We start from the raw sequence: 3,737 nt of genomic DNA, 5'->3' as shown, positions 1-3,737 counted from the left end.
AGCGCCCCTTGCCAGCTTCTCGTGCTGGTAGGGCCGGAGCACGGCCGGACCATCCCATTAGTGGACGTAGCGTGGACACCGTTAGCAGCGTGTGAGATAGCGGCACACGACTTCGCGAACGAAACGCAGGCGACGGTTGGCATAGGTGCGGCCGCCATAGAGGCGAAAATCGACAAAGCTGACATAGGCCACGACGCCATTCGTGATCGACATCGTGTATTGGCACAAAAATACAGGGTTCAGCCTCCCCTCGCACCGCGCTGAGAAAAATTCGTCATCGGACTGGCCAATGTAGTGGGAGTAGCTGGCCACTCCCCGGTAGTGCGCCAATCCTTCAAAGCTGTCGTCTTGGCGGTTTGGTGCAGACCTAATGACGTTGGCGCGCGCAAACTCGCCAAAATCTACACGCGCGTTGGCTTTGATCTGAACGTCAGTCTGCTCGGCACGCATTCGATTGCCGGCAGTACTGCCATCTATACCGTCCCGCCGTGCGCGCTGGGATACCGCTATGCTCCAGGCTTCGCCGCTGCCGTCAACAAACATCAATTCGACGTCGTCAGATTTGAGCCGCGGCGGCAGCGGCCCCTGGCTGCTGTGCGGAGCACCTTCAACGAACACAACATATGCCCTCGGCACAACGAGATCCGGGATATCAGCATTTGCTTTGCTTACAGCATCGTTACCGAGGCTGATCCGAATCTTGGTCATGTCGAGCGAGAAGTGCAGGTAATCCGCCGGGACGCGATTGGGCACGTCGTCCGCGTATGCGAAATCGACGCCGTAGCTCGCCAATACGATTGTAGCCGCTAGAATGGCGCGATCGATCCGTCTCTTGGTGACTACGTACTCCATTGCCAAAACCGAAGATCCCATTCGTCGCAACTGTGATCATTTCAATCACAGCTTAAGCGCTAATCGCTCAAGTCGCACGTGAGGCGCGCGCTCACGATTAATAGATGGTTGCTGAGGGACCTATTGGCGGCGGACGTCCGGAATTGGCCCGTTTGAGACATGCCGACCGGCCCTTACAATGTCCGTTCACCGGGGTACACCGGAAGTCTTCGTCAGACGGTGAAAACGACGCTTTTGACCCGAAGCGACATGGCGCATCGCCGCACGACACGGATCAACCGAAAGTAAGAACTACTAGTTGGCGGCCTCTTTCTTCCTGACGGATTGCCCGAAGCAGTTCAGTTGAACCGCAGCGGCGTATCCCACCTCAGTAAGCCTGCTCAGGGCGGCGTCGCCACGGTGGGCACATTCAATTATTTTGCTGGCAATGATCCGACGGGCATTGTGTTTATCGCTGCCAGTTGGAAGTAGTAAGCACGCACGCTCAAGAGCTACTTCCATTTTAGCTATAGTTCGGCGATCAAAGGTATCAGTGATCATTGATCTTCCCTTCCTCGGCCTCCCAAATATTTCGCTTAAACGCCCGTTTTGTCCGTCCGGTTCCGACCATCGTCAAAAAGAACCGTTGGATGCCCTGAAATGTCGGGTGCCCGACACGGCATGGGACTCAATCTCAACATCTAACTGTGTCTGCCGCCGGACAGACGGGCGCGTTAACCTTCATTACAGCTGGCGTGTGTCCCTGCACCAGCTCGGCATTCGAGCGAACGTCAAGATAATCGACAGGACAATGCACTAGAAGCAGGGGCGCCTCCGTTCACTTTGGCCGCTGGTTCTCAGGGATCAGCTTTAGAGCGTTCAATGGAAGAATATCGCGCCTATGTGATCGGGCCGGACGGTCACATTTTTAATCGGGTCGATATCCGCTCCCCTGATGAGAAGGAGGCGCGGAGGCTCGCAAAAATCGCCGTTGATGGCCACGCCGTTGAGCTTTGGCAAGCCGACCGCTTCATAGAACGGTTTGAACCAGAGCAGTAAGGGCGCCTCAGTTGGCGGATATCTGTCCCGCACTTCTTCAAGAGGGCAAATAGGTCCGCCAGACTGTCGGATACCCGACTTTTAGCGCATAATTAACTGGCTATTGCCCCTCTTTGCGCCCACCATAACTTATCACCGAATTCGGCCCTCAGGTATCGGTGACCGAGAGAGTTGAAGCTCCCGCCTGATTTTGTGCTGGAGCTGATGTGGCCGTTGAAAATCACCTTTTGAGTTTGCTCGACTCTTCGACACGATCTCTATTGAAACCTCACATGAGGACAATTGCGGTCGAACATGGGGAGGTGCTGCATGGCTCCTCATCGGACATCGAATTCGCCTACTTCCCGCAATCCACCATCATCTCGGTCCTCGCACGCACCGAACAGGGCCAGACCGCCGAGACTTCAATCGTTGGCCGAGAGGGAATGATCGGCTCGTCTTCGATCCACGGCATTATGACTTCATTTGCCGAGTGCATCGTTCAAGTCGCGGGCGAAGCTGTGCGCGTCCCGGCTTCGGAGATCTACCGCGTCGGGAAAGCCAGCGAGAGTTTCCGAAAGGTCCTTGCGCTGTTCGATTTGTCCCTGCTCGCGCAAGCGCAGCAATCGACTGCCTGCCAGGCGTTGCATCAAGTTGAAAGCAGGGCAGCAAGGTGGCTTCTCCAGTGCAGTAAGCGGTTAGGAAGCAATGACATCCGGCTGACGCAGGAATTTTTCGGACAGATGCTTGGCGTCCAGCGAACCACCATCAATTTGGTCGAGCGCACCTTGCAACATGCCGGTCTTATTCAAATCGGCAGGGGGCGCATCTCCATTGTGGACATCGAGAGCCTCCATGCAGTTGCCTGCGATCGTTACGATCGGATAGAGCGGCGCTATGACGAACTTCTCGGCCCCCTCAAGCCAAATTCTCTGATCATGTGAAACTATCAGCCGGAAATCGCCGCGCACGAACCACTAGGTTCGTGCTCGTTGCCCATGTCTGTTTCTGGCCCGTAGATGAAGTGGCGGCACGTTGCATTGAGGTCCGCTCATGGACGTGTAGCGGAGTAGGTTTGCTCACGGTGAGTTCTTCGCAATTTGACCCAAAGGCGACAGTTTAGGAGTTGTTAGAATTGTACCGTTTTCCTATCTATCCGATTGATAGAATGCCCTTATGCAAGCATGGCGTGAAGAGGCCGCTTTCACAGTGGGTGCATACACAGAGGGTGATGATGTGTCTAAGCTCTGGCGACAAATCAGGAGGCCACGACGGGATTACACTGCAGATGCGGTGTCGCTATTCACGCGCTTCTCGCAGCGACATGGACTGAACTACAAGCCTTTAGATGACCCCACAGTCGAGGTAATGTGGGAATTTCCGGCCCAAGAGAAACTCGTATGGCCCGTGACTTTGGGTCTCAGAACCTCGACGAGCTAACCTTCGGCGTTCCAGGGTTTTGGTCGCATTTCTTCCCATTCCCTTCTGCTGAAGAGAAATTCGAAAGCTATATCGATGCGTGGGTGCATGGCCATGCGAGAATTGTTCGACGACCGGGCCGCTTCCGGATTACGTCAAGTAGCAATCTGGAAATACTAGCAGGCGGAGCTTGGGAAAAGGTCTATGGCGGATACAGCGATCTGTGGCCTCATCAATCGATAATAATACAGAACACGCGTGACTGAGCATCTTGCTTAGTTAAAGGCCCGACGCCGGACCAAAGTCGGTTTTGGCACATTTGAGACGTGCTGACGTACCCTGCGCATGTCCGCTGATCGGGGTGGACCGGAAGTAGCTGACCGACCGCCAAAGCGACGCGATTGATGCTGTGGACGGCGCCCACTCTGCGGCATCGAAGTGCCATAGGG

5 protein-coding genes are annotated in these 3,737 nt (G+C 55.2%); 3 read left to right on the top strand and 2 right to left on the bottom strand.

Features of this window, described 5'->3' with window-relative positions:
• Positions 1 to 81 precede the first annotated feature (81 nt).
• Both KJQ96_RS38170 and KJQ96_RS38165 read right to left on the bottom strand, forming a co-directional pair.
• Complete coding sequence (locus KJQ96_RS38170; protein ID WP_213291128.1) at positions 82 to 852, bottom strand: hypothetical protein; 771 nt, start codon at positions 850 to 852, stop codon at positions 82 to 84.
• Positions 853 to 1,146: 294 nt separating this feature from the next.
• Complete coding sequence (locus tag KJQ96_RS38165; RefSeq protein WP_213291127.1) at positions 1,147 to 1,392, bottom strand: hypothetical protein; 246 nt, start codon at positions 1,390 to 1,392, stop codon at positions 1,147 to 1,149.
• A gap of 321 nt (positions 1,393 to 1,713) precedes the next feature.
• On the opposite strand from KJQ96_RS38165, the gene KJQ96_RS38160 reads away from it, so the two are divergent.
• The 3 genes from KJQ96_RS38160 to KJQ96_RS38150 all read left to right on the top strand — a co-directional run bounded on the left by KJQ96_RS38160 (position 1,714) and on the right by KJQ96_RS38150 (position 3,554).
• A complete protein-coding gene (locus tag KJQ96_RS38160) occupies positions 1,714 to 1,890 on the top strand; it encodes a hypothetical protein (RefSeq protein ID WP_213291126.1) in 177 nt (58 codons plus the stop codon).
• A 272-nt stretch (positions 1,891 to 2,162) separates the two neighbouring features.
• Positions 2,163 to 2,813 carry a Crp/Fnr family transcriptional regulator gene (locus KJQ96_RS38155; protein WP_213291125.1) on the top strand — a complete coding sequence of 217 codons (651 nt, stop codon included), beginning with the start codon at positions 2,163 to 2,165 and terminating at the stop codon, positions 2,811 to 2,813.
• A 456-nt stretch (positions 2,814 to 3,269) separates the two neighbouring features.
• Positions 3,270 to 3,554, top strand: a complete 285-nt coding sequence (locus KJQ96_RS38150) for a hypothetical protein (RefSeq protein WP_213291124.1) — start codon at positions 3,270 to 3,272, stop codon at positions 3,552 to 3,554.
• The last annotated feature ends 183 nt before the right edge of the window (positions 3,555 to 3,737 follow it).

Source organism: Bradyrhizobium sp. sGM-13 (assembly GCF_018398875.1).
Classification (GTDB): Bacteria; Pseudomonadota; Alphaproteobacteria; order Rhizobiales; family Xanthobacteraceae; genus Bradyrhizobium.
The sequence above is the reverse complement of the archived record's forward strand: the minus strand, read 5'-3'. Positions and strand labels throughout refer to the sequence as shown.